The organism is Oscillospiraceae bacterium NTUH-002-81 (assembly GCA_032620915.1).
In the GTDB taxonomy this organism is placed as follows: domain Bacteria; phylum Bacillota; class Clostridia; order Lachnospirales; family Lachnospiraceae; genus JAGTTR01.
Genome location: CP136052.1, coordinates 3,499,366 through 3,525,257 on the forward strand (window position 1 = coordinate 3,499,366; position 25,892 = coordinate 3,525,257).

Consider the following 25,892-nt stretch of genomic DNA (forward strand, 5'->3'; position numbering starts at 1 on the left):
GCAGACGCAACCTGTCAAGGAGGTCACTGCCGAAAACGAACAGGAAAATATGATTTTCCGTGCGCCGTATGCGGTGGGCGATACCGTCTATCTGGACAACACGCCCTTTGAGATCACGGAGGTCGGCGCACTCAACGTGCAGCTTCGTGACCCTGCGCTCCGCTATCCCGTATTCCGCGCCGAAAGCCGCGAGAACTTTGAGCGGCTGTTGCGCAGGGATGAGAGAAACGCCGCCATAACAGATTACCTTCCCGCACGAAACAGAAACGACGACCTCCGCGACCTCCTGATGAACGGCATCCTCACGCCTGACATCCGGGACGAGGTGCGGGAGCTGTTCCGGCAGGGCGAGGGCAACGCCGCCATCGGTGCGTATCTTTCCAACGTTTTCGCCGCGTCGGACGCGGACACCATGACGCTGGAGGACGGCACCGAGGCAGATTTCATCACCTCAAGAAGCGGCTTTCAGGCGCAGGTGCATGGGGAAAAGGGCGTACACGCCCTCGGATTGTTGTGGCCGGACGCCGCTCCCGTGCTGCGCGCCGTTTTTCTGGAGGAAGCGCAGGCGCAGAGCCGGACACAGGCGCAAGCTGAACAGACCATTTCCGTTCAAGAGCCGGAAGTTTCCCAACCGGAACAGACACCACCGGAAGCAGCAAAACCGGAGCAGCCGCAGTTTACCACGGAAACCGTAGCGTTCTACCCTGGCGAGAAAAGCCAGCTTCCCTATGACATTGAAATCCAGACTATCCGCACCACCGAGCCGGAGCCGCCTGTGCCGCAAAAGCCGCCTGCGGAAAACTTCCGCATCATGGACGATGATCTCGGCAAAGGCGGCGCTAAGGCCAAGTTCCGGGCGAATATGGCGGCAATCAATCTTCTGAAGGAGTTGGAATTTGAGGGGCTTGCAGGCCAGCCCGGAGCAGCAGGAAATTCTCTCCCGCTATGTGGGCTGGGGCGGGCTTGCGGATGCTTTTGATGAAAGCAAGGATAACTGGAAAGACGAATTTGCGGAGCTGTACGCCGCGCTATCCCCGGAGGAATACGCCGCCGCCAGAGCTTCCACGCTGAACGCTCACTACACCAGCCCCACGGTTATCAAGGCAATCTATGAAGCCGTTGGAAACATGGGCTTCCAGACCGGCAACATTTTGGAGCCTGCCATGGGCGTCGGAAACTTTTTCGGGCTTCTCCCGCAGGAGATGCAAGGAAGCCGCTTGTACGGTGTGGAGCTGGACAGCATCACCGGGCGCATTGCCAAGCAGCTTTACCCCAAGGCGGATATTACCGTGGCAGGCTTTGAAACCACCGACAGACGGGATTTCTTCGACCTTGCCATCGGCAACGTGCCCTTTGGACAGTATCAGGTCAACGACCGGGCTTACAACAAGCTCGGTTTTTCCATCCATGACTACTTTTTTGCCAAAACGCTGGATCAGGTGCGTCCGGGCGGCGTGATCGCCTTTGTGACCTCCCGCTATACGATGGACAAACAATCTCCCGAAGTCCGTAAGTACATCGCGCAGCGGGCGGAGCTGTTGGGTGCGATCCGTCTGCCCAACAATGCGTTCAAGGCCAACGCCGGTACGGAGGTGGTGTCCGACATCATCTTCCTGCAAAAGCGTGACAGACCCATCGACATTGAACCTGACTGGGTGCATCTCGGTGAAAATGAGGATGGATTTGCCATCAATCAGTATTTCATCGACAACCCCGAAATGGTATTAGGCCGACAGACCTCGGAGAGTACGCAGTACGGCAGACAAGACTTTACTGTGGAACCGTATGAGGATTTGGACCTTGCCACGCAGCTCAGATACGCCATTCAGAATATCGGCGGCAAGTACGAAGCCGCAGAGCTGCCTGACCTCGGTGAGAACGACGCCATACAGGATACCATTCCCGCAGACCCCAACGTGAAGAATTACAGCTATGCCGTGGTGGACGGTGAGGTGTACTACCGGGAGAACTCCGTCATGGTCAAGCCCAACCTGAACGCCACCGCAAAGGAGCGCGTCAAGGGAATGGCAGAGTTGCGGGACTGCGTTCACCGGCTCATCGACCTTCAGATGTGGGAATCCGACGACATTTCCATACGCGCCGAGCAGCAGAAGCTCAACCGCCTCTATGACCGCTTCACCGAAAAATACGGCCTCATCAACAGCCGGGGCAACGCCCTCGCCTTTGCAGACGACAGCTCCTATTACCTGCTCTGCTCCCTTGAAATGCTGGACGATGAGGACAAGACCAAGCTCAAGGGCAAGGCGGATATGTTCACCAAGCGTACCATCCGGCAGCGGCAGTCCGTCACCAGCGTGGACACCGCCGCAGAAGCCCTCGCCCTGTCCATTGGGGAAAAAGCCCGCGTGGATATGGCATATATGTCCCAGCTCACCGGTAAAAGTGAGGAGGACATCATCAACGAGCTGAACGGCGTCATTTTCCTCGACCCTGTTTACGGCGACTGGCAGACGGCAGATGAATACCTCTCCGGCAACGTGCGGAAAAAGCTGCGGGAGGCGGAGAACGCCGCCGTTGACAGCCCCGGCTATCTGCCCAACGTGGAGGCATTGCGCGCCGCACAGCCGAAAGACCTTGACGCTTCGGAGATCGAGGTGCGTCTCGGCGCGACGTGGATCGACAAGAAGTACATTCAGCAGTTCATGTTCGAGCTGCTGGAGCCGCCTCTGTATGCCCGCCGCTCCTTGGAGGTCAACTACTCGGAGTTCACGGCGGAGTGGAACATCTCCGGCAAGAACAGCATCCCCTACAACGACATCAACGCCCGCATGACCTACGGCACTGACTGCGCCAACGCCTATAAAATCCTTGAAGATACGCTGAACCTGCGGGACGTGCGCATCTACGACACCGTAAGGGACGCGGACGGCAAGGAAAAGCGCGTCCTTAACAGCAAGGAAACCACCCTTGCCCAGCAGAAGCAGCAGGCCATCAAGGAGGCATTCCGGGACTGGATATGGCGCGACCCCGACAGGCGGCGAGAGCTGGTGCAGCTCTACAACGAGCGCTTCAATTCCACCCGTCCCCGGGAGTATGACGGCAGGCACCTGATCTTTCCGGGCATGAATCCTGAGATCACCCTGCGGGAGCATCAGCTCAATGCCATCGCCCACGACCTCTACGGCGGCAATACGCTCCTTGCCCATGAGGTGGGCGCGGGCAAGACCTTTGAGATGATCGCCGCCGCCATGGAAGGAAAGCGCCTCGGCCTGTGCCAGAAATCCCTCTTTGCCGTGCCGAACCACCTGACGGAGCAGTGGGCCTCGGAGTTCCTGCGGCTCTACCCCTCCGCCAATATCCTTGTGGCCACCAAAAAGGACTTTGAGACACGAAACCGCAAGAAGTTCTGCGCCCGCATTGCCACCGGCGACTATGACGCCGTTATCATCGGTCACAGCCAGTTTGAGCGCATCCCCGTATCCAGAGAGCGGCAGGAACGGCTCTTGCAGGAGCAGATATGGGAGATCGAGGACGGCATTGCAGAACTCAAGGCCAGCCGCGCCGAGCGCTTTACCATCAAGGAGCTGGAGCGTACCAAGAAAAATCTGGAGGCCAAGCTGCAAAAGCTCCATGACGCCGCCCGCAAGGACGACGTTGTGACCTTTGAACAGCTCGGCGTAGACCGGCTGTATGTGGACGAGGCGCACAGCTTCAAAAACCTGTTCCTCTACACAAAAATGCGGAATGTAGCGGGGCTTTCCACCACCGACGCCCAGAAGTCCTCGGATATGCTGCTCAAATGCCGCTATATCGACGAGCTTACCCACGGCAAGGGCGTCACCTTTGCCACGGGTACGCCCATCTCAAATTCCATGACGGAATTGTATACCATGATGCGGTATTTGCAGCATGATATGCTCAAACGCAACAGCCTGACCCACTTCGATTGCTGGGCCTCCGCCTTTGGGGAAACCACCACCGCCATCGAGCTTGCGCCGGAGGGTACGGGCTACCGGGCGCGGACCCGATTTGCCAAGTTCTTTAACCTGCCGGAGCTGATGAACCTGTTTCGGGAGGCGGCGGACATCAAGACCGCCGACCAGCTTAACCTTCCCACGCCCACCGCCGTCTATCACACCGAGGTCACACAGCCCACGGCGCTGCAACAGCAGATGGTGCAGGAACTGTCCGAACGTGCCGCCAAGGTACATTCCGGCGCGGTTGCTCCCACGGAGGACAATATGCTGAAAATCACCTCGGACGGGCGCAAGCTGGGCCTTGACCAGCGGGTAATCAACCCCGACCTGCCGGACGACCCGAGCAGCAAGGTCAATCTGTGCGTCAACAACATCCACCGCATCTGGCAGGACGGACAGGCGGAGAAGCTGACGCAGCTCGTGTTCTGCGACCTGTCTACCCCCAAGGGCAAGGCGGCGCAGAGCGGCAGGATCGCCGCGAAAGGCACGGACAGCCCGGAGCTTCACGCGCTGGAGGCTGCCATTGACGCGGAAACCGAACCGGAGGAGCCGCCCTTTACCATCTACGACGACATCCGGGAAAAGCTCGTCGCCAGAGGAATCCCCCGCGAGCAGATTGCATTCATCCATGAGGCGAATACGGAAGTCCGAAAGAAGGAGCTGTTTGCAAAAGTCCGCTCCGGTCAGGTGCGCGTCCTCATGGGCAGCACCTTCAAGATGGGCGCTGGCATGAACGTACAGGACAGGCTCGTGGCGCTCCACGACCTGGACTGCCCGTGGCGGCCGGGCGATCTGGAGCAGCGCAGCGGGCGCATCATCCGGCAGGGCAACCGCAACAAGGAGGTACACATCTACCGCTATGTCACGGAATCTACGTTTGACGCCTACCTCTGGCAGACGGTGGAAAACAAGCAGAAATTCATCTCCCAGATCATGACCTCAAAATCCCCGGTGAGAAGCTGTGAGGACATTGATGAGGCGGCGCTCTCCTATGCCGAGATCAAGGCGCTGTGCGCCGGAGACGAGCGCATCCGTGAAAAAATGGACCTCGACGTGGACGTGGCGCGGCTGCGGCTGATGAAAGCCAATCACCAGAGCCAGCAGTACCGTTTGGAGGACAACATCCTGCGGCATTTTCCGGCGCAGATCGAGGAAAACAAAGGCTTCCTCTCCGGCTTTGAGGCGGATATGAAAATGCTGGAACAGCATCCCCACCCCAAGGACGGCTTTGCGGGCATGGAGGTCAAGGGCGACTTACTCACCGATAAGGACAATGCCGGTGCTGCCATTCTGGAGGCGTTCAAGGACGCAAAGGGCTTGGAAAGTGTTCCCATCGGCAGCTATCGTGGCTTTTCCATGTCTCTGACTGTGGAAAACTTCGGCAAGGACTTCATTCTCACCCTCAAGGGGAAGATGAGCCACCGGGTAGAGCTGGGCAAGGACGCGAGGGGCAACCTTGTCCGCATCGACAACGCCCTCGCCCAGATGCCGGAGCGGTACAAAACGGTGCAGGGCAGGCTTGAAAATGTGCAGGCGCAGCTTGCGACGGCCAAGGCGGAGCTGGGCAAGCCGTTCCCGCAGGAGGCGGAGCTGAAAGAAAAATCCGCGCGGCTGGCGGAGCTGAACGCGGAACTGAACATCGACGACCGGACGCCCATGGAACAGGCGGCGGAGAATGTGGTGGCGAAACGCCCCTCCGTCCTCGGCAAGCTGAAAGCGCCCTGCGTCCACGGCGCTGGGGAAAAGAAAAAATCTCACGAACAGGAGGCACGATGAATATGAACGAGGCATTACAGCAATCGTTATACGATAAGCTCTCGCGGGAGCAGGACAAGTACCGGGACTGGCTGAAGGGCCAGCCCCCGGAGGAAATCCTCCATCACAGCTATGAATACACCGTGCGGGAGGATATTTTGATGAGCATGGAGGAGCTGACGCTCAGCGAGGCGGAGACGCGGGCGCTGCTGCTGTCTCCCTCGCCTATGGCGATCCTCTACGACAAGTTCTCCGATCTGGAAACCGGTTACATGGACACAATCCGCGACAGCGTGGAAGCTACGGCAAAGGACGAGGCAAAAAAGCTCCGTGAGCTGCCGGTCTATCCTTATCCCGCCGACCACGCGCAGGAGAATGGGGAGCTGGACGCCTACCGCGCGTCCTTCCGCGCCAATGTGAGCTGTAAGGACGCCATTGAAGCCGCCATCCGGGACAATTACCATGACAACCGCCTTGACACTGCGGCGGTGGGACAGGTGGCGGAGCAGTTCGGGCAGGAGCGGATGCTCTACGTCCTGGCGGCCACCGTCCGCCATTTTGATTACGACGGACGCATCTCGCGTGACAACAAGCGCTGGGCGAATACCATCCCCGTCTACGAAAACAAAGACGGTATGGATAGTGACCGCTCGGTGCAGTTTGTGGTCTGCTCCCACCCCGGCCTGACGGACCTGTTTCTCTCGCAGGCGCGGCATGAGCAGCGGCTGCGCCAGCCCCTCACAGCCGACGAGATCAAAGCGGAGGCTGCGCGGCTGCTGAGCAAGCTGCAAGAGCCTGTGCAGCCCAACAGTCCAAACGGGACGCATTTCATGGCAGAGGTGTCCCGCGACTTCATGGAGCGCGCCGGAGAAAAGGACACTGCGGCGCTGCAAAAGCTGCTGCCCTTCCGTTCCCTCGCCCTCTCCAACCTGAAGGACCGCAAGGGCGTGTATGCCCTGATCGGCAAGGACGAGGATCGCAGCCAGAGCCTCCGGCGTCCCCTCCGTCCGCTCCAAGCTGCAACAGGCGGCGGAGCAGAAGCCGACCACCGCAAAGAAGAAGGATTTGGAGCTGTGACATGGCGAAGCGGAAACGGGACATCCAGCTCAAAGTCCGCGTAACGCCGGAGGAACGGGCGATGATCGAGACGAAGATGGCGCAGCTCGGCACGACCAACATGGGCGCATATCTGCGGAAAATGGCCATTGACGGGTATGTGGTAAAGCTCGACCTGCCGGAGCTGCGGGAGCTGGTGTCGCTGCTGCGGTATTCGTCTAATAATCTCAATCAGCTCACGCGGAGGGTGCATGAAACGGGGCGCGTTTACGCCGCGGACATGGATGATATACTCCAAAATCAGGAGCGGATCTGGCAGGCGGCAAGCGGTATCCTGTCCCGGCTTGCCGCCATCAAATAAAGGGGTATTTATCCCATGCGGGGCGGCTTGCTGCGAGGTAAGCCGCCCCTGCTTTTTTGCGGTCCGGCATCCTTGCAGGGCAAGGCAGCTTCCTGTATGCTGAAAGCAGAAACAAACAAAACTGGAGGGATATTGATATGCGTTTCCTTTTGAAAATCCTCTTTGCGCCCATCCTTGCGGCGCTTGCCGTCGTCACATGGTTTTTCGTGTTCGTTGTCAGCCTGTCCAGCGGCATCCTCTGCATCCCCGCCGCCATTCTCGGCTTTTTCGGGCTGTTCATACTCTTTGTGGATTCCGTCAGCTACGGCGCGGGGCTGCTGGTGATCGCGTTTCTCATAAGCCCCTACGGACTGCCCATGCTGGCGGCATGGCTGCTGGCAAAGCTCCACGTCCTGCGCTACGCGATTCAGGACAGGATTTACGGGTAGCATCATTTTTAGAAACGCGCAAAACATTTTGAAAAGCTATATTTTTGCGCAATTTCAGAAACGCCATATTACGCAGCAAGCGCGGAGTTTTATGCTCCGCGCTTGTTCATTTATTCGATCTCGTAGTCCTCGCTGTCGTCGGCCTCGCCGGTGGTGCAGGTGAAGCACATATTCGTCCCCGTGACGCCGCTGCCTGCCGCCCAGATGGGCGCGCCGCAGATCATGCACCTTGCGCCGCTCCTTTTGGCGGCAAGGGCCTCCCGCAGCGAGGCGATCAGCTCCTTGCGGTTGGTATCCTTGTTGTTTTTTACTACGCCGTCCGCAAATTCTTCAATGGAAATATAGGTGAACATATCAGTCCTCCGATTTAACCGCAACATATTTCTGATTGCGGCTGTTGGGCTTGTCGGGAATGGTCATGCGAAGCTGTCCGCTTTCCAGCAGGGGCTTGAGGTGTGCTTTAATAAAATGGTTCTTGTTTTTCAGTCCACACATGGTCATGATTTCTTCACGGCTTTTAGGCTGCGCACAGAAAGCCAAAATCGTTGCGACTGTGCTGGTGTCTGTGGTGCTATCTGTGGTGGTGACTGGTGTGGTGCCACCACAGTTGCCGCCTAACTTCGTATTCCGAATCGTGGCATAGAGCATGAACGCCTCTACTTTGTATTCCGGCTGCGGCAGACCGGCGGCCTCCATGACCTCATAGAGCCGGTCTACACCCTCGCCGAACTCCTGCACATATTCGTACTCATGCAAAAACTGCGCGATTTTCGGGTTGCGGGAAAAGTGAACGTGACGCATATTGTTCAGCCGCACGATTCCCGGCAGAGTGCCGGGGCTTTCCACAGTGATCCGGTCGTCGAACATCTTGATTTGGATGTCGGTCCCTTTGATGCTGTAATCGCGGTGCGCAACGGCATTGATGATAAGCTCCTTCCACGCGAACTCCGGGTATTCCGGCTCCGTGACAAAGCGCGTATCCGCGCCGAGGTAGGTGCGCTCCTTGATCTGGCTTCCCACAAACTCCAGCGCTTTCTCTGTCACCTGAAGGATGCGCCCCTCAAACATCACGTCCTTGATGACGTTCATCCTTGCGCCGACCCTTGCCTCCGTTCCTTCGTAACGCACGAAGCGGATACGGGCGCGGGGAAAGAAGTGCTTCGGATTTTTGCCGAACAGCAGCATGGCCGCCGCGCTGACTTCCTCTTTTCCGCTTCTTTCGGAGAGAAATTCCTTGTTCTCCCGGAGGTATTCCTCCGGGCTTTTCCGATAGCCGATCCTTGAAGTAAACTCCCTGACAAAGCCGAGGTCAAGGTCGTCCAGCCCTGCATCGGGAACCGGCGTGTCTTCAAAATACCGCGTTCCCTTTGCATACATAAGCTGCAAGCGCTCCTCAAAATTGAGCTTCTTGGACTTATCCCCGACGCGGAAGAAAACCTCGTCCGCCTGATTCGCGTGAAGGTCGCTGCTCTGCAAGACTTCGATCAGCAGGATGTGGTCGGCCTTTCCGTTCCTGTTGGTGCAGGACAGCCGCTCCGTTTCCACCCGCACGGAGGGCTTGCAGAAGTCAAACGGCGCGCGCAGCAGCTCATTGATATTCTCTGCGTAGCTGTCAATTCCGGTAATTGTTCCGTCGTCCTCTACGCCAACAGCGATCACGCCACCGTCCGCGTTGGCAAATGCAATCAGGTGAACGGCAAGGGCTTTCGCGTCAATCCGCGCGCTCTTGCGGTCAAAGAGCGGCGATTCCACCGCACCACATATTTGTTCAATCGTCATTTTGCAGCTCATGCCCGCACCCCCTCGTCATAAGAAAAATCCAGACCGTGCTCCTCGCAGTATTTGCGAATGACGAACACCGTCATTTTATTGGGCATCGTCTTTCCATTCTCCCAGCGATTGACGGAGGTGAAGCTCACGTTCAATTCCTCCGCAAGCTGACGTTGGGAGATCCTGCGCTCGCTGCGCAGCTTGATGATGGCTTCGCCAAAGGTCATTTCGTATCACGCTCCTTATATCATAGTATAGCACATGGCAGCGCAAGCATACAAGAAAAATACGGAGGACTTCAAAAAAGAAATTACAAATCCGTCTCACAGAAAGGAGGCCGCGCCCCATGGCGACCACACGCATCATTTCCATGCACGTCAGTCACGGCAAGACGATTGCCGACTGCCTGACTGACCGCATCGACTACTCCAAGAATCCAGGCAAGACACAGGGCGGTGAGCTGATCTCCGCCTACGAATGCGACCCGAAAACCGCTGATGCGGAGTTTCTGTTCGCCAAGCGGCAGTACAAAACCCTCACCGGCAGGGAGCAGCAAAGCGACGTGATCGCCTATCAGGTGCGCCAGTCCTTTAAGCCCGGAGAGATCACGCCGGAGGAAGCAAACCGTGTGGGCTATGAATTTGCCGAGCGGTTTCTGAAAGGCAGACACGCCTTTTTCGTTGCCACGCACACCGACAAAAAGCACATTCATAATCACATCATCTGGAACTCCACCACGCTGGACTGCAAGCACAAGTTCCGCGATTTTCTCGGCTCCGGCAGGGCAGTGGCAAGGCTCAGCGACGCCATCTGCACCGAGCATCGGCTCTCCGTAATCGCCGATCCGAAGCGCGGGAAAAATCACTACGGCAGGTGGTTGGGAAACAAGGCGAAGCCCTCCCACCGGGAACTGCTCTGCGGCATGATCGACGCGGCGCTTTTGCAGAAGCCAGACAGCTTTGACACTCTTTTGAAGTTGCTGCGCGATGCTGGTTGCGAGGTCAGGCGGCGCGGGAATACGCTGTCCCTGCGGCACCCGGACCGCAAGGGCTTTGTCCGTCTTTCCTCCATCGACGGCTATACGGAGGACGAGCTGCGCGCTGTTCTTGCCGGGGAAAAGGAGCATACGCCGCGCAAAAAGCGGACGCAGACCACGCGGAAAAAGAACACGCTGCTCATCGACATCGAGGCGAAGCTGCAAGCCGGAAAGGGCGTGGGCTACGAGCGCTGGGCAAAGGTATTCAACGTCAAGCAGATGGCGCAGACCTACAATTATCTCCGGGAGCATGGACTGCTGGACTATGGGGAGCTGGAGGAAAAAGTCACTGCCGCCACGGAGCAGTTTCACGCGCTGTCCGCGCAGATCAAGGCGGCGGAGACGCGCATGGCGGAGATCGCCGTGCTGAAAACGCATATCATCAACTACGCCAAGACCCGCGACGTTTACGCGGGCTACCGCAAGGCGGGCTACTCAAAAAAGTTTCTCGCGGAGCATGAGGGCGACATCCTGCTGCACAAGGCGGCGAAGAACGCCTTTGACGAGCTGGGCGTGAAAAAGCTCCCCACCGTCAAGAGCTTGCAGGAGGAATATGCCAAGCTGCTTGCCGAAAAAAAGGCGGCGTATGCCGAATACCGGCGTTCGCGCGATGAGATGCGCGAGCTGCTGCTCCACAAGCAGAACGTGGACAGGATGCTGGGCAAGGATGAGCGCAGCGAGGAAAGAAAACAGGAGCATGACCGCCAGTAACGGCCATGCTCCCAAGCGTTTCGGAGAAACGCGCAGCCACACTTTATGTGTGTTCAAAGGGTTTCAGGGGCGCTGCCCCTGACAAGCAGAGGGCGGTTTTCGCAATGGCGGAAACTGCCCGAAAAGCAAAGTGGGTACCTCTTTGCCCTGCTTGCCAAAACTGCGTTTATGAAAAAGCCTATTATAAATTGTTGCTACTTGCAAATCCTTTGTTCTGTGGAAATAGAAAAATTTTTGTTATTATCATGTTAAAACTGTTGCATTTTCACATATAACATGATATAGTGATAGTGCAGGAGATTAACTTATTGATTTATTGTGTTTGGAGGTAGATATCATGCGTCGTTTTAATAGTAAACGGTCTGACTCGTGGTACACTGGGTTTGAACATAGATCTCAATTACGGGGAGGAAACATTAAAAGCCTTGATTTGTGCGCATAAGTCAGCCAATTAACGGTTTGACTTATGCGCTTTTTATTTTCGTATGGAAATTCGTGTGGGAATTATTATTTTTAATAATGATATGTAAAGGAGATGTGTTCAATGCGAAAAAGAATATTAGCAACATTACTTGCGTTTGTTCTACTGTTCAGTGGTGGTGCTGTAACCGCTTATGCCTATAATGTTGCAGTATCGGGAGGATTGGAGTCTACGCCATATTCGTTGCGTTGGCATAGTTCTATGACAACTGCTCAAAAAAATGCTATTTCAAGTGCATGTGGTGCATGGACCTCAGCTGGTTATGGAAAACTTGCAGAATTATCAAGCTATTCTCATACAAACTCCTATCCGACCGACAATAACTATAATGAAATTTCTTTTACGGGTAGTCTAGAGGATGATGTGTTAGCGCAATGTCATCGGGTTTTTACATCTATTTTTAGAACAAAAATTAAAACCGCAGATATAGGAATTAGCACATCTCATACTTTCTCTACTGGAACGCCCAGTAGTACCCAGTACGATCTACAGTCTGTTATTACGCACGAGGTAGGGCATGCTTTGGGACTAGGACATCCTGACGATACAGAAATAACAGCAGTTATGTATAAGTCTTTTGCTCCCGGTGAAACGAGGAGGACGTTATCATCTGATGATATTGCTGGCATTGCGGCAATATATGATTAATATATGATTAAGGAGGGATGAAAATGAGAACACATAAGCGGCGCTTTGTGCGTGTGGTTGGCTTTGTCCTTTTGGGGTGTGTGTGTTTTGCTTCGGGTTTTATCTTCACACAAACAAATGTAACTAGAGGAGCGACAACAACCTATTTGTTGGCGAACTATGATTTGGATAAGATGGTTGAACGCTCTGACCTTATTATCGGTGGCGAGGTTCTGTCTATTTCAGATCCATTTTGGGATGAAAATAACAGTAGCATTATTAGAAGGGAAGCCACTGTAAATGTAAATGAAGTGTTCGATAGCTCTGATGAAGTTTCAGATACCATCAAAATACTTTTGACTGGAGGCGTAATCGGAAATTATGTTCATGATGTTGAGCCTTCTGTTGATTTGAATGTCGGAGATGACATGATCCTGTTTCTTAGAAAAAGCAGCGATGGCGAGCACTATGTGATATTAAATTCAACGCAAGGTGCCTTGTATGCAAGTCCGATAGCTTATTCAAGCAATGATGTTAATGAAGCTGATATTGTTTATTCAACTGCGGAAAACTGGAATTTCTATTTTCATACCGCAACAAAAAGCGAACTTGCGCAAAGTATTGCAACAATAAAAGGAGATAATTAATATGAAACGATTTTTGGGCGTAGCATGTGCATTATTGATTTTGTTTGCAAATGCACCTATGGCTTTTGCGGCATCCTCTTCGCCTGCCGATGCTGTTGATACCGAGAATTTTGATGATGCATTGGAATATATATCATCGCAAGAGGTTAAGTCCCAAATCTACAATGAAATTGATTTTAATAAAGAGGGGACTCAATCCATTGACGTGGGAAATGGCATTATATTTAAGTATGTCTATTCTGAGAACGTACAATCTACAGCTAGAGCGTATAGTGTCAAAAGCGCAACTATGTCTGGGCATTTTTTATTTAAAGTCCAACGGGCAGAAAGTGGCGACATATAGTTTGGCGGCTTCATTCCATTATAATGGTAGCTCTGTTTATGCTTTAGAGAGTGAAGTCCAAGTTTCCTCTAGTGCCATTTCAGGTTGGTCTGTTACCGAAAGTTTTTCTATTTCATCCGGGTCAGGTTGGACATCAGTCGATGCATCTTACCAACTTTATCATAATGGCAACTATAATAATGATACTTTCTTGGATATGTCCTGTGATGCAAATGGAAATATAACAAAAAATTATGAATGAAATTAGATAGGAGTATTTGAAGATTATGAAAAAAATGCGGAAGAGTTTTTCTCTTATTGCCGTGCTTGTTTGTGCAGTCTTGTGTACGCAAATAAGCGCTTATGCAGCTGAAGCAGAACCTGACGTATCTGCTATCTCAAACGCTGAGATTGTTAGTGTCTCAGAAGAATCTACTACATATATAGTCAACGAAGAAATTGCCGTGATAGAAACGGTTCGCGAAGTGGAGTATGTTCCTGTTGTTCAGAGAGCATCAACTGCATCGTGGACGTATAAGGATTATACTCGCTCCAAATATTTTTACCTTATTGATACAGGGGAGAAAGTTGCAAATTATTCATTGACGGCAACATTTAGGTATGATGGTGCAAGTTTGGCTGAGTGTCGCGGCACACAAACAGATACCGAGTCGCTTAATAGTTCTTGGAAAGTAACGGGTATTGCTACGGTTGACAATCCAAGTGATTATCTTGGCGGTGCAGTAGGCAATTTTACACTCTATAAGAAAGGTTTATTGGGGAATTGGTCGGAAAACAATTCTGATGAGATAAGAATATGGTGTGATCATAAAGGCGTGATTTCGACTAATTAAGCAACAACAGGGAGCATGGCTATGTTAAATAAACACAAGTGTCTTTTTGTAAGCATCATATTTTACTGCCTTTCTATATTCATTTTTATGATAGCGCAGCTATCTATTGTAGGTGGAACTTTTATGAGTGGTAGTATTTTTAGTTACAATTACTCACTAAGAGTTGCTATGAATTGCTTAGCGATTGCATTTGCCATTCTAGCAGTTGTATTTGGAAAAACTAAAAAAAGGATAACTATAATACGGATCTTGTTATCTGCTGCTATCATTATTTTTATACTCGTTTTTGGAATGGAGAACAACGCTATTTCATAAAAATTGAATAACTCGTTTATTTCAAAAGCGCATTATAAAATAAGCTAGTTGCCGTTTTTCATAGGTCGCAGTGTTCAAAGTAGTATGATAAGTAAAAAGAGATGGACGCCTAAAAGGCAGCTGTTGATGAAAAAAATCCCTTTTGGGCACTCCCCTAGTTGTGAGGATAGGAAGCGATATAAACCGCCGCCCTATTTTTATTCGACGGCGTTCCCCAGTGTTTGCTATCAAAATTTAGCAAACACAAGGGAACGCCGTCGAGTTTTCTTCCCGGCATTTTCATGCAAAAAGTGCGAAAAACGGTCTGTTTTGAACAAAAGATTTTGGTGCCGTCAAGAGTTATGCGCAAATTGGTTTGCAGGCTCTGGCTGAATGAGGTCAGCCGGCAATAGAGGCGTCGTCCATGACCGCCTCCAAGTGCTTCATGTTCATGTATTTTTTGCAGCCCCACTGGGTGCCCGCCACATGGCGGATCAATTTATCGAGGTCGCTGACGAGGTGGCCGAAGCCCTCGACGCCAGCAGACGACAGGAGGCCGCCTATGTGGAGCGGGCTCGGTACAATAAGGCATATTATTCTCTGGACTGTGATGACGGGACCAATATTCCGCCTGCCTGATTGAACACGTCGTCAGTCAGGACAGCTTCGAAAAAATCAGGGATGCGCACAAACAGGAAAAATAGAATAAAAATTGCCCGTCGTTCCAACTGCGCGGACAAAAGCAGCCAGCGGGTAAAAAGCGTGTGTCTATGCCCGCTGGCTATTCTATAAGTTAAAGCGGCTATCCGCGTGGATGGCCGCTTTTACTCACCGTTTTTCAACTTCTCTGCGCTTTGGCACAATGCAATATACCGCTCCGCTTCTGCATCACTCTTTCCGGCAAAGAAATCTGCCACAACTTTTGGAATTTCACGCGGTTTTTCATCGTGAAACACCACGGCGTCAAGGCTGATTCTCATCTCCTTGGAAATGAGAGCCACGGTTTCAAACTTCGGATTGATTTTGCAGTTTTCAATCTCAATAATCGTGCGCGTACACATATTCAGTTTTTCAGCCAGTCCACGCTGTGTTATCTTCTGCTGGATTCGCTTCTCCCGAAGTTTGAGGGCAAAAAGGTCAAGAAAGTTCATCAGAAATCACCTCTCCTATATTTTATGGTGAGTTCTAATTCAGCTAAATATACACCTAACTCATGTCAAATGAGCTATACATCATAATTACGAAATATGTGAGGATGTCTTATGGGATTGACTGACAAAAGGAGGTATCGCTAATGCGACTATCCACCGTAAAGGAAGTGGATACAGAACATCTCAAAAAGAAGCAGGTGTTGTAGAGACTTTTGCGAGCTGCACTTATCTATGTGAGTTGCAGCTCGTTTTCTGTACATCACAGATTATCTGCGATATAGCTCCGCCCAATTATGAAATAGAATTGCAAGGCACTCGTTCAGGCTTTTATGCCTGTGCGGGTGCCTTTTTGTTTGCACTGTTTTTCTTCTCTGTGGGCTGCCGCTCCCCGCCGCCCTCCGTTTGGATTCAACCGCAACCACGAACACAAACATCCAAACGGAGGAATACAACATGACAACGATCAATCTGCGGGAGCTTTACCCGTGGTACACCGAGGATGCCTTTATCGAGGTTTCCGATGAAGTAGCTGCGTTTCTCGAAGAAGATAAGCGGCTTCAGATCAACTACGCGCAGTACATCCGCGACAACCGGGCGTTCTACTCGCTGGACGCAGGCGACGGCATCGAGGCTGAGGCGCTGAATCTGCCGGAGCAGCCGGACGAGGCGCTGGAGCGCATGGAACTGGAGCGGCTGCTGAAAGAGGGACTGGCGCAGCTCACGCCCGCGCAGCGGCGGCGTGTCCTTGAGTACATCGTTGGCGGACTGTCTCAGTTGCAGATTGCAGCAAGAGAAAACACCACCCAGCCCGCCGTGCATCATTCCATTCGCAAAGGGCTTTCTCATTTGAGGAAAATTTTGAAAAATTTCGACTAAGGGGGTTATAAAAAGCCCGATTTTTCTTGAGGTATATGAGAGGGATATTATTCTCGCTCGCCTCTGCTCCTTGACAACCGCATAGACACCGGTATCAGCACAGACCCCGCGCGGCTGAAAGGCCAAGCGACAAAAGGCGCGCCGCCATGACGACAGACCTCCCATCCTTCGGGACGGGCGGCTGTCCGAGCGATCTACGCAGCCTTTGACCCGATGCGTGGCAGCATCGGGCGCGATGACAGCGCGGGCGATACGCAACCCCAGCTACGGCCTCCCACTGACTTGAGGGGGATTCCTGCGGCGTTCGTGAGCCTTACAAGCCACGGCGCTGGCGGGAATGGGACAGCCTTGCCAAAGGCGGCTGATACCGGTCCCAGAGGCGATACATGCCTCGCGCCGGGGGCTGTGACAAATACGGCGGAACAAAACTACATGACACAACATACGCAGACAGCCGCGCCGGTGCAGTATCATGCAACATGACAGCAATCCCTCCGGCGCGGCTGCTCTGCCGGAACGAATACGAACAAGCCCCGCTGTCATATCGTGGCAGCGGGACTAAATTGATAAATCGGAGGTGCGTTTATGCAGAAGCAAGCCATCCCCAAAGAGCCGGTCGCCTCTTATAAGGAGGTCAGGATCGGCAAGACCCTCTATCGCGTGACAAGCGTGTTTTCCGGCGAAAAGGACCTTGGCAGGACGCTGGAGCAGCTTGCGGTGCGCCGCGCCATGACGGAGCTGGACGCTCCCGCGGCCGCGCAGCCTTGTCACGCATCGTAACAGACAATCAGCCTCCCTGCGGCGGCATCCTTGCGCGAAAATGGTATCCCCGGTATCATATTCTTGCAGGGAAAACCTGCGAGAGCCATCACGCCGCACGGATGTATGAATCGCAGAGAATCGGGAGGTAAAATACAGATGATCGAAAAGACATACAACGTAGGCATCTATTGCAGGCTCAGCAACGACGATGAGCGCGATGGGGAGTCCATATCCATCGAAAATCAAAAGCTCCTGCTGCAAAGCTATGTGCGTCAGCGGGGCTGGAACGAGATCGCGGTGTACTGCGACGACGGGTACTCAGGTACGAATTTCGACCGTCCCGGCGTCAAACGCCTCATCGAAGATGCAAAAGCCAAGAAAATCAACCTCATTCTGGTCAAGGACCTATCACGCTTTGGGCGTAACTACATCGAGTTCGGACAGTACACGGACTACCTGTTTCCCTCGCTGGGCTGCCGTTTTATCGCGCTGAACAACGGCATCGACACCATGAGTGACAACGGTAGCACCGACGTTATGTGCTTTTTGAACTTATTTAACGAGTTTTACAGCCGGGACACCTCCAAGAAGGTCAAGGCGGTCAAAAGAGCCTGCGCGGAAAGCGGCAAGTTCATGGGAACCTACCCCGCCTACGGCTACAAGCGCGACCCGGAGGATAAGCACCATCTTATCATCGACGAGGAAACCGCCCCTACCGTGCGCCGCATCTTCGCCATGCGCGCCGCCGGCACAGGCTTCCGCGCCATCGCCGTCACGCTCAACGAGGAGGGCGTTCTGCCGCCCGGTGCGCTCTACTATCAGCGCAAGGGGCGCAGCGACCCGCGCAACGTCAACCACAAGTGGGCGGAAACCACCGTCAAAGCCCTCATCCGCAGCGAGGTCTACATCGGGAACATGGTGCAGGGCAAAACCGGCACTCTGTCCTATAAGTCCCGCAAGCTCATCAACAAGCCGGAAGAGGAATGGATACGGGTGGAGGGAACCCACGAGCCCATCATCTCCCGCGAGATATGGGATACCGTGGTCAGCATCGACAAAAAGAAGGTGCGCAAGACGCCGCCCACAGACGGCATCCGCAGTATCTTCACCGGTCTTGTCTACTGCGCAGACTGCGGCTTCAAGATGCGCAACCACATCGAGCGCTTCACCTATAAGGACGGAACGCCGGGGCGGTACAGCTCCTTTATCTGCGGCAACTATGCCAGAAGCGGCAAAAGCGCCTGCACCATCCACTCCATCTATGAGAATGTGCTGGAGGAGCTGGTGCTGACGGACATCCGGGAAAAGGCGCGCTTCGTCGAGTGCGACGGCGAGCGCCTTGCCGAGCAGATCAGCCGTATGAAGGAAAAGGAAAGCCGCAGCCGCGTCATCTCCTATGAGCAGGAGCTGAAAGCGGCAGCGGCGCGTATGACGGAGCTGGAACGGCTGATGCAGAATCTCTATGAGGACAAATGCACCGGCACCATCCCCCAGACGGTCTTTCAGACGCTCATGCGGAAATACGAAACCGAACGGGCGGAAAAAGCCGCCGCCATCCCGGAGCTGGAGCAGAAGGTCAGGGCGCAGCTTGAGAACCGGCAGGACGCAAACCGCTGGATGGAGGTCATCCGCCGCTACACCGAGATCACGGCGCTGGACGAAAGCATCCTCTTTGAGCTGGTGGACCGCATCGAGGTGGGCGAGGCGCGGAAGGTCAACGGACAGCGCATCTGCGACGTCAAGGTGGTCTACCGCTACGTCGGCAGCGTGGACGACGCGCTGGCACAGGAGAGGCAGGAAGCGTATGAAAAAGCTATATAAGGTCGGCATCTACTGCCGGTTGAGCGTGGACGACGCCTCCAACTCCGCCAAGGCGAAAAACTATATCCCCGCTGATGAATCCGTCAGCATCGAGAATCAATATAAACTGCTTTCCAAATTCGTAATGCTCAACGGCTGGACGGAGGTCAAGTCCTACTCGGACGACGGTTATAGTGGTGGAAATTTTCAGCGTCCCGGATTTCTGGAGATGCTGGAGGATGCGCGGCACGGCCTTATCAACCTGATCCTTGTGAAAGACCTATCACGGCTGGGCCGTGATTTTGTGGAGGTCGGGCGCTATACCGACGTTATTTTCCCCTCGTTGGGCTGCCGCTTCGTATCCGTCCTTGACTGCCTCGACACCGAGGGTGACAACACGGATATGCTGCACTTCCGCAGTCTGATGAACGACTACCACTTGAAAGACCTCTCCAATAAGGTAAAATCTGTCCTTCACGCCAAAATGCGCAGCGGCCAGTATATCGCCGCCTACGCGCCCTACGGCTACCGCAAGAGCGATGAGGACAGACATCGGCTGGTGATCGACGAGGAAGCTGCTGCCGTAGTGCGCCGGATGTTCGAGCTACGGCGCGGCGGCATGGCCTACGGCAAGATCGCCGCCGTGCTGAACAGCGAGGGCATCCTGTCCCCCGCGCTGGTATTGGGCAAAGCGGTACGGAAACGGCTCCTGCAAGTACGCGAACCTTTGGATGTACGCCACGGTGAAGAATGTATTGACAAACGAGGCCTACACCGGAAATCTCATTCAGAACCAGACCGGCTCGCGCTCCTATAAGGACGACACCATGATCTATAAGCCGGAATCCGAGTGGATACGGCATGAGGCTCTGCATGAAGCCATCATCTCGCCGGAGTTATGGGATGAAGTGCAGGCCATCAACCGGGAAAGGACGCTACTCTCGGCGGACAACGCGCCGCCGAAGCCCTTTCTGTTCACCGGCAAGCTCGTCTGCGCCGACTGTAAAGCACCCCTTCAGGGCAACCGGGAGACGCAGCGCCGCAAGAACGGCACGTCCAAAAAGTACGTTTCCTATTTCTGCTCCCGCTATACGGCCTCCGGCTATGGCGCGTGTTCCCGGCACACCATCTATGAGATGACGCTGACGGAGCTTGTATTGAATGAAATTCGCGCCCATGCCGAGGCTCTGGAGCTGGACGAAGCTGCCATGCTGGACAGGCTGCAAGCGCAGCGCACCGCCGCAGACGCCGAGCGTCAGGAAAGCGTCCGGCAGGAGATTGGGAAGCTGCGCCGCCGCGTTTATGAGCTGGAGCAAATGACCGCCAAGCTCTATGAGGACAAGGTTTGCGGCAGCATCAGCGCAGCGTCCTTCGCTGTACTGCTTGAAAAGACCGAGCAGGAGCGCCGCCAGCGGACCGACCGGCTGGATACGCTTCTTGCGGAAATCAGGGAGTATGAGCAGAGCGCCGCCGACATTCAGAGCTGGGCGGCAGTCGTCCGAAAGCACCTGCATATACGGGAGCTTGACCGTGAAACGGTGGACGAGCTGATCGACCGCATTGAGGTCGGAGAAAAGACCGTCATTGATGGGAAAAACGTCCGGGACATCAAAATCTATTACCGCTTTGTCGGCAATATCTGAATGGAGGTCAAATCATGGATAGCAACAAAAGCAAGCGTGTGGTATTATATTGCCGGGTAGCAACGCAGGCGCAGCTTGACGGCGATCACGCGCTGGAAGCACAAAGCGCCCGGCTGCATGAGCAGGCCGAGCGGCTGGGTTATGAAATTGTGGGAGAAGTCAGCGAGTGTGAAAAAGGAACTACGCTTGACCGCGACGGCTGGAAAAGGGCTTGTCAGGAGGCGGTGGAGCAAAAGGCAGACATTCTCCTTGTTGCCGATCTTACACGGATAGCGCGCGACCCAATCCTTTGGATGCAGGCTTTGCGCGAGTTGAGCAGCAAGGGTGTCTGGATTCAGTCCGCTGCTGAACCGGATGCGTTTCAGGTAAATCCCTTTTTTCACCTATGGCTGCCGCCCGGAATCCAATGGCAGCTTGCACTCCATGAACTATGGAAAACTTACCGCAGGAACAACGAAAACAGCGATTGATACAGTCAAAACCATCCGAAAAGGGAGAAATCATTCCTTCCCTTTCCCGAATGGGAGATGTTCTTAAAAATGTTCCGCAGAGGGGCAAAATCATTGTCGCCCTGTGCGCTGTCCACTCCGTCATTGATAGCGATAAAGCGGACGCCTTTCTGTGGGAAAATCATTTCCGTATACATTCCCACTTGCAGATAGTTTCGCCCTAACCGTGACATATCCTTGACGATAACGGTGCCGACTTTTCCGGCTTCAATGTCCGCAAGCATGGCTTGAAAACCGGGTCTTTGGAAGTTCGCCCCAGAATAACCGTCATCTGTGTACCATTGCAGATTGGAAAAGCCGTTCTGCTTCGCATAGGTTTCAAGAATACGCTTCTGGTTTGAAATAGAATTGCTCTCACCTTGCAGCTCGTCCTCGTGGGATAATCTCGGATAAAGGGCGGTAATAAGGTTTCGGGTGGTCTGTCTTAACATAGTGTCCTCCATTTCCGACAGCCAGCCCCACTATTCCGTATGACTATCATACCACACGCCGGGGCTGGCTGTACAGTCCTTTCTGCTTCTTTACGTCCCGTCAAATTGCCGATTTTTGTGTAGCAGCTTCCGCTTCCAGCACTTTCAGCATTTTATCGGCGGCGGTGGCGGTGGTGTCCTGCTTGAAATAGCCGGAAACGACAAGGACAGAATTACCTATGCGGATTTCCGTCACGCAATCCGGGCGGCGGGTGCTGCGGTCATTCTTTGGGGTGTTGGTCATAGGCGGCTCTCCTTTCTGTTCATCAGCTTTTTCAGTTGTCCCATTTTCTCCTGCGCCGTGGCTTTTCGGAAGTTGCTCCCGGTAAAGCGGACAGGAGAACACATTTCAATCAGACGGTCATAAATGCGGGCGTGGGCGGTGTCCTCCGGGTGCTGCAAGTCCTCCAGCGTGAGATTAGTCGTGACGATCAGCGGCCTGCCGCTGCGGTAACGGCTGTCAATCACGTTGTAGACCTGCTCTAAGCCGTATTCCGTTCCCCGTTCCATTCCAAAATCGTCAAGGATAAGCAGCGGGAAGCTGCAAAGTCGGGAGATATATTCATTCCTGCCCTCAAAGCTGGCGGCAAGGTCACCCAATATCAATGCAAAGTTTGTCATGCACACGGGGATTTCACGCTCCATAAGGGCATTTGCGATACAGCCCGCAAAATAGCTCTTGCCTGTGCCAACGCCGCCCCATAGCAGATAGCCAATGTTGCGCTCTTTCATGGTTTCCCAGTTCTCCACATAGAAATGGGCGTGTTCCATTTGCGGGCACTTGCCGTTGTCGTTCTCAAACGTCCAGCCCTGCATAGCCGGGTCTGTAAAGCCCCGCCGCTTCAACCGCTCGACAGTTTCAAGGTGACTGCGCTGTTTCTCTGCGGCTTCCCGTTCCTCACGCTCTGCCCGCTGGCAGTCACATTCTGCCGGGTGGCGGTCACGCCCCAGCCATGCGGCGGTTTCTTTGGGGAAATAGCCCTCTTTGGGCTTGTGGCACTTCCCGCAGTATAAAAGCCCGTCCTCGCCGGTGTAGTCCTCCGGCTCCGGCGTGGTGTCGGTCATATTCAAAATCATTTCATCAAATCCATTCGTCATAAGCTCTCGCCCTCCTTACAGGTATAATCGGGTATGCCCTTTTTCGGGGCTTTCTTGGCTGCGTCCTCCTGCGCCCACTTGAAAATCGTGGCTGCATGGCTCTTGTATTTCCTCCCGCTGGAAGCGATATGGCAGGATAGGCGGTCAATGTAATACTCCCACTTGCCGGGAAGCTCTGTTTTCAGCCCGTCAAGCTCCGTATCGGAAAGAATGACATTGTGGTATCTGCCATAGGCGGCGGGGGCGGGGTGTCCCGTTTCTAACTCTCTCTCTTTTTCTATTTCTATATCTATCTCTTTCTCTATCTCTATCTCTGGTGGACAAATGTCCGCTCGATATGGTGGACATTTGTCCGCCCCTGTCTGCGGCAGGGCTTTTTGTTCCTGCAAAGCCAGCCGCGCCCTGCGCTTGCGCTCCCCCTCGGTAGAGGACTGGCCGATTAAAAGCTCAATGTTGCTCATGTAGAGTGCGCCGCTTGGCAAAGGCTCCACAAGCCCCAGCTTCATAAAGATTTTCAAAGCTCTCTCTACGGTACCTACCTGCTGGCGGGTAATGGTCGCAATCATCTGGGCGGTGTAGGGGATATTCTCGTCAAGCTGCAATTTCCCGCCGTTTTTCAGCGATTTCAAGTACAGCTTCAAGAGAATGTTGGAATAGATAACGCCGTCCTGCATACTTTCCAGCAGAACGATTGCATCATCGTCAAAATAGCTCTCTTTCAGCTTGAGGTAGTAATATTTGCGGTTATCTGCCATAGGCTGCGTCCTCCTTTTTCCAGCGTTTGGAATAATAGCGAGGGCATAGTATGATAACCGCCCGGAAGCTCTGTTTGCAGTCACGGGTGCAGCCCCGGCATAGGTCGTTGTAAGGTGATACGGTTGCGGTGGTTGAGGAAGAAAGACCATTCCAGCCGCCGCTTCTTGCTCATTCTCGGCAATGGTAAGCTCCTTTCTGCCGTTCCTATCGGTGTAGCGGGATAGGGGGCATTTTCTGTATGTTCTCGGTATCATTTTCGGGCTTTTTCTGCCCTGTAAGCCCCGTTTGGAAGTCGGGGAGTATTGCGGTAAGGGTTCATATCATACCTGTATTTTTGTAGGGTTTCGGTATCATTTCGGGGCGGTCTTTAACGCTCCTGTTCACGCTTTTTCTGCTGGCTCGGTGCGCCCCTTAAAATCTGGTCGATATTGCGTCTGACTGTCTGAAGCTCCTGCGCCCGCTGGCGTTTCTCCCGGTAGTCGTTATATCCGGCGTTCTTCTGGACGGTAAGCTGCTCAATCTCCCTTTGCAGGGCTTTGCTGGCTGGCAGCTTGGTTATTCCATGCTCCCGGAAATAACGGGCGGCTGTGTCCGCTATGATAAAATCGCTTTCGTGCTGTTCCCGGTAGGCTCTCCGGGCTTTCTCCGATTTCTGCGCTTTCAGACCGTCACGGGCGGGCTTCGTGCCGATATAGCCCAAAAGGTTGCGCTGCAATTCCTTTTTCTCCCGGATAGCGGCTTCCAGCCCTTTCAGTCCGGCAAGGCTCTCCTGCGTGGCGGTGTTGGCTGCGGAAATGGCAGCGTCCAGCTCGTCCGGGGAAGAAAAGCCATACTGCTGGTAGAGCATGAGGGTAGCCGACATCTGTTTGAGGTTGTGCATGGTCGCCCACTTCTCATAGCCCCGTCCTTTCCCCTCGGCTCGCTTGGCGGCTATGTCTACCATGCGCTGTACAGCGTCATTGTTCGGGGCGTTTTTCGCTTCTTTTTTTCGTCCGTAAGCGGTCTTTGATACTGCCGGGGTATTCCGCTATGGCTGCGGGTTTTTCGGCGGCTCTGGCGGCGTTCTGCTCCAAAACGGAGAGGACAGCAGCCCGGTCAAAATCGTCCCCCAGCTTCCGGGCGGTAATTGGCTTCGTCCTGTCCGGCGTGAGGTAACTTAGCCGCCCCCGGCTCTCCTTGACGGTCACACCATGCCGGAGAAGCAGGGCGGCAAACTCATCAAAGCCGGAAGCAGCGGCAAGGGCTTCCCGGATAGTCCGGCGCAGCTTCGCCTTATCCGTTTCAAACTTGGTCTGCCGGGGCGCGATACCGTCCGCAGCAATAGGGGCGTTGGCTCTGTCAAGGGCAGCCTGTCCTTTCTTCTGCGCCCAATACTCACGCTCGGTAATGCGTTCTTTGCTGCCGTTCAAAAGGTCTATCTGGTAAAGCCCCTCGCTGTGGCACATCTCCATGACTTCGGCTTTCAGATAGTTCATAGCTGCGTCCGTACAGCGGTGCTTGCAGCCTGCTTTCCTGTCCGCTGGCCTGTCCATGTGGGGCAGCATGGGAACCTCCGCAATCCGCAGACTGTTAATGACGATATGCACATGGATATTTTCGGTGTGGCTGTGTCCGTCCGGGTGGGTGCAGACAAGGGCCTGGTGTCCGGGGAAATGCTCGGCGCAGAACTTCTCGCCCAGCTCCTGCGCCCGATCAACGGTCAAGCCGTTGTCCGGGCCGTCCCGTGGGTCAAAGCTGATGATGTAGTGGTGGCTCTTTACGTCCTCCCGTTTCTGGTTCTTGCCGTAGCGGAGATTGGAGCGCATACAGGCAACGGCAAAATCCTCCCCGCCACAATTCAGAGAGGATATGCGGTAGTCTACCCTCGGTATGAGCCGCCCGTCTGCGTCAAGGGTGGGCTTCATGGTAAACTCGTCATGCTCGAATGTGAGGTATTTTTCAGCGTCCCCGTAGTTGGCATTTTTAGAGCTGATATGTTTGAGTATCGCCAACGGCTTCACCTACTTTCTGCAAGACTTCAAACTTCAAGGCGGCAAGGTCGGCGGCGGCTCCCCGCACTTCCTTTTCCAGCCCCCGGTAGGGGCTTCCGTATTCGTTCAGGCTCCGGGCAATCTGGTTTAAGTTGCCGCCGATTTTCCCGTACTCTGCCGTGAGCTTGGAGAGGGCGGCAAGCAGCCCGTCATTGACCGGGGAAACGGTGACAATGGGGCGTATGGTCGCTTTCCGTATGGCTTGCCGGATAAACTCGGACTGGCTGATTTCATAAGCCGCCAGCCGCCCGGTGAAGTCGGCGTATTCTTCATCGGTCATGCGGGTCTTTACCACATGACGGCGGTGGGGCGTATTGTATTTCTTTCGCATGGTCTGTGACCTCCTTTCTCGCCCGACAGGGCGCATAGCAGGGTTTGGGGAAGGCACTCCCCAACAAGATTCCCGCAGGGGCAAAAATAAGCGGAGAGCGAATTTTGGCACCTCGGTAGAATCTTGCTCTGAAAAACTCCGGCGTTCCCCGGCTCCCGTCCTTTCCGCTAACAAAACGTTTCAAAA

At 54.0% G+C, this 25,892-nt stretch carries 21 protein-coding genes and 6 pseudogenes; 16 read left to right on the forward strand and 11 right to left on the reverse strand.

Annotated elements, in window-relative coordinates:
• Positions 1-61: 61 nt before the first annotated feature.
• The 4 genes and pseudogenes from RJD28_17355 to RJD28_17370 all read left to right on the forward strand — a co-directional run bounded on the left by RJD28_17355 (position 62) and on the right by RJD28_17370 (position 7,538).
• A pseudogene (locus RJD28_17355) lies at positions 62-5,714 on the forward strand (SNF2-related protein).
• Positions 5,715-5,716: 2 nt separating this feature from the next.
• Positions 5,717-6,814, forward strand: coding sequence for a DUF3849 domain-containing protein (locus RJD28_17360; protein WNV57906.1), 1,098 nt, complete (start codon positions 5,717-5,719; stop codon positions 6,812-6,814).
• Entirely contained in the window at positions 6,772-7,110 is a 339-nt protein-coding gene (gene mobC, locus RJD28_17365) for a plasmid mobilization relaxosome protein MobC (protein WNV57907.1), read from the forward strand. Before RJD28_17360 ends, mobC (RJD28_17365) begins: the two co-directional genes overlap by 43 nt.
• Positions 7,111-7,247: 137 nt before the next feature.
• Positions 7,248-7,538, forward strand: coding sequence for a CD1845 family protein (locus tag RJD28_17370; GenBank protein ID WNV57908.1), 291 nt, complete (start codon positions 7,248-7,250; stop codon positions 7,536-7,538).
• Positions 7,539-7,648: 110 nt separating this feature from the next.
• Here RJD28_17370 and RJD28_17375 read toward each other — a convergent pair whose 3' ends face one another.
• The 3 genes from RJD28_17375 to RJD28_17385 are packed head-to-tail and all read right to left on the reverse strand — an operon-like array spanning position 7,649 to position 9,535.
• Positions 7,649-7,891, reverse strand: a complete 243-nt coding sequence (locus tag RJD28_17375; GenBank protein WNV57909.1) for a hypothetical protein — start codon at positions 7,889-7,891, stop codon at positions 7,649-7,651.
• A 1-nt stretch (position 7,892) separates the two neighbouring features.
• Positions 7,893-9,329 carry an ATP-binding protein gene (locus tag RJD28_17380; protein WNV57910.1) on the reverse strand — a complete coding sequence of 479 codons (1,437 nt, stop codon included), beginning with the start codon at positions 9,327-9,329 and terminating at the stop codon, positions 7,893-7,895.
• Positions 9,326-9,535: a helix-turn-helix transcriptional regulator gene (locus tag RJD28_17385; protein ID WNV57911.1), complete on the reverse strand. Its 210-nt coding sequence runs from the start codon at positions 9,533-9,535 to the stop codon at positions 9,326-9,328. The genes RJD28_17380 and RJD28_17385 overlap by 4 nt, the downstream gene beginning before the upstream one ends.
• Positions 9,536-9,654: 119 nt before the next feature.
• Here RJD28_17385 and RJD28_17390 point away from each other — a divergent pair, with 119 nt between their 5' ends.
• The 7 genes and pseudogenes from RJD28_17390 to RJD28_17420 all read left to right on the forward strand — a co-directional run bounded on the left by RJD28_17390 (position 9,655) and on the right by RJD28_17420 (position 14,915).
• The gene (locus RJD28_17390) at positions 9,655-11,055 is read left to right on the forward strand and encodes a relaxase/mobilization nuclease domain-containing protein (GenBank protein ID WNV57912.1); all 1,401 of its coding nucleotides are present in this window, start codon (positions 9,655-9,657) and stop codon (positions 11,053-11,055) included.
• Between the two features lie 544 nt (positions 11,056-11,599).
• Positions 11,600-12,184, forward strand: a complete 585-nt coding sequence (locus RJD28_17395) for a matrixin family metalloprotease (protein WNV57913.1) — start codon at positions 11,600-11,602, stop codon at positions 12,182-12,184.
• A gap of 23 nt (positions 12,185-12,207) precedes the next feature.
• Positions 12,208-12,810 (forward strand): hypothetical protein, encoded by a 603-nt coding sequence (locus RJD28_17400; GenBank protein ID WNV57914.1) that lies wholly within the window; start codon positions 12,208-12,210, stop codon positions 12,808-12,810.
• Position 12,811: 1 nt separating this feature from the next.
• A complete protein-coding gene (locus RJD28_17405) occupies positions 12,812-13,153 on the forward strand; it encodes a hypothetical protein (protein WNV57915.1) in 342 nt (113 codons plus the stop codon).
• 1 nt (position 13,154) lies between these two features.
• Positions 13,155-13,394: a hypothetical protein gene (locus RJD28_17410; GenBank protein WNV57916.1), complete on the forward strand. Its 240-nt coding sequence runs from the start codon at positions 13,155-13,157 to the stop codon at positions 13,392-13,394.
• 25 nt (positions 13,395-13,419) lie between these two features.
• On the forward strand, positions 13,420-13,986 hold the full coding sequence (locus tag RJD28_17415) for a hypothetical protein (GenBank protein ID WNV57917.1): 567 nt from the start codon (positions 13,420-13,422) through the stop codon (positions 13,984-13,986).
• A 780-nt stretch (positions 13,987-14,766) separates the two neighbouring features.
• A pseudogene (locus RJD28_17420) lies at positions 14,767-14,915 on the forward strand (sigma-70 family RNA polymerase sigma factor).
• A gap of 189 nt (positions 14,916-15,104) precedes the next feature.
• On the opposite strand, the gene RJD28_17425 reads toward RJD28_17420, so the two are convergent.
• A complete protein-coding gene (locus tag RJD28_17425) occupies positions 15,105-15,431 on the reverse strand; it encodes a helix-turn-helix transcriptional regulator (GenBank protein WNV57918.1) in 327 nt (108 codons plus the stop codon).
• A 453-nt stretch (positions 15,432-15,884) separates the two neighbouring features.
• Here RJD28_17425 and RJD28_17430 point away from each other — a divergent pair, with 453 nt between their 5' ends.
• The 5 genes and pseudogenes from RJD28_17430 (at position 15,885) to RJD28_17450 (ending at position 20,982) form a co-directional block, all read left to right on the forward strand.
• Positions 15,885-16,307: a sigma-70 family RNA polymerase sigma factor gene (locus RJD28_17430; GenBank protein WNV57919.1), complete on the forward strand. Its 423-nt coding sequence runs from the start codon at positions 15,885-15,887 to the stop codon at positions 16,305-16,307.
• Positions 16,308-16,892: 585 nt separating this feature from the next.
• Positions 16,893-17,087: a hypothetical protein gene (locus RJD28_17435; protein WNV57920.1), complete on the forward strand. Its 195-nt coding sequence runs from the start codon at positions 16,893-16,895 to the stop codon at positions 17,085-17,087.
• A 138-nt stretch (positions 17,088-17,225) separates the two neighbouring features.
• A complete protein-coding gene (locus RJD28_17440) occupies positions 17,226-18,890 on the forward strand; it encodes a recombinase family protein (protein ID WNV59671.1) in 1,665 nt (554 codons plus the stop codon).
• Positions 18,874-20,512 (forward strand): annotated as a pseudogene (locus RJD28_17445) (recombinase family protein). Before RJD28_17440 ends, RJD28_17445 begins: the two are co-directional and overlap by 17 nt.
• 14 nt (positions 20,513-20,526) lie before the next feature.
• Positions 20,527-20,982 carry a recombinase family protein gene (locus RJD28_17450; protein ID WNV57921.1) on the forward strand — a complete coding sequence of 152 codons (456 nt, stop codon included), beginning with the start codon at positions 20,527-20,529 and terminating at the stop codon, positions 20,980-20,982.
• A gap of 65 nt (positions 20,983-21,047) precedes the next feature.
• On the opposite strand, the pseudogene RJD28_17455 reads toward RJD28_17450, so the two are convergent.
• From RJD28_17455 to mobC (RJD28_17485), 7 genes and pseudogenes are all read right to left on the reverse strand, one after another.
• A pseudogene (locus tag RJD28_17455) lies at positions 21,048-21,452 on the reverse strand (recombinase family protein).
• Between the two features lie 100 nt (positions 21,453-21,552).
• Complete coding sequence (locus tag RJD28_17460; GenBank protein ID WNV57922.1) at positions 21,553-21,735, reverse strand: transposon-encoded TnpW family protein; 183 nt, start codon at positions 21,733-21,735, stop codon at positions 21,553-21,555.
• Positions 21,732-22,589 carry an ATP-binding protein gene (locus RJD28_17465; GenBank protein WNV57923.1) on the reverse strand — a complete coding sequence of 286 codons (858 nt, stop codon included), beginning with the start codon at positions 22,587-22,589 and terminating at the stop codon, positions 21,732-21,734. Before RJD28_17465 ends, RJD28_17460 begins: the two co-directional genes overlap by 4 nt.
• Positions 22,586-23,344, reverse strand: coding sequence for a phage replisome organizer N-terminal domain-containing protein (locus RJD28_17470; protein ID WNV57924.1), 759 nt, complete (start codon positions 23,342-23,344; stop codon positions 22,586-22,588). The genes RJD28_17465 and RJD28_17470 overlap by 4 nt, the downstream gene beginning before the upstream one ends.
• Positions 23,334-23,526: pseudogene (locus RJD28_17475) on the reverse strand (hypothetical protein). Before RJD28_17475 ends, RJD28_17470 begins: the two are co-directional and overlap by 11 nt.
• 186 nt (positions 23,527-23,712) lie before the next feature.
• A pseudogene (locus tag RJD28_17480) lies at positions 23,713-25,336 on the reverse strand (relaxase/mobilization nuclease domain-containing protein).
• A complete protein-coding gene (gene mobC, locus RJD28_17485) occupies positions 25,308-25,706 on the reverse strand; it encodes a plasmid mobilization relaxosome protein MobC (protein WNV57925.1) in 399 nt (132 codons plus the stop codon). Before mobC (RJD28_17485) ends, RJD28_17480 begins: the two are co-directional and overlap by 29 nt.
• Positions 25,707-25,892: the final 186 nt, after the last annotated feature.